Below are 269 nucleotides of genomic sequence, written 5' to 3'. Positions count from 1 at the left end.
GAAAAAGGCATACGAAAAAGTGATCCGTATGATAGCACATGAGGTGAATAATACGACTGCGGGCATTACCTCTACTCTTGATACGGTGGATGGTGCCTTGGAATGTATGGAGGATACGGAAGACTTGCGCGAAGTGATGAAAGTCTGCATAGAGCGTTGCTACAGCATGAGCCGTTTTATCACGAATTTCGCCAATGTGGTGAAGATTCCCGAGCCTCAATTACAATCAGTGGACTTGAATGACCGCGTGGCCGCTTGCAAGACATTTA

Annotated in this window: 1 protein-coding gene; it reads left to right on the top strand. The window is 46.5% G+C overall.

Annotation, left to right across the window (positions count from 1 at the left end; genetic code table 11):
* Window positions 1–28: 28 nt before the first annotated feature.
* The coding region (locus LJE08_RS14060) for a hypothetical protein (protein ID WP_227403586.1) at window positions 29–269 on the top strand (241 nt) is incomplete at its 3' end.

Origin of the sequence: Holdemanella sp. DFI.5.55 (genome assembly GCF_020593575.1) — a bacterium.
GTDB lineage: Bacteria > Bacillota_I > Bacilli_A > Erysipelotrichales > Erysipelotrichaceae > Holdemanella > Holdemanella hominis.
This window is presented reverse-complemented; position numbering and strand designations above follow the sequence as displayed.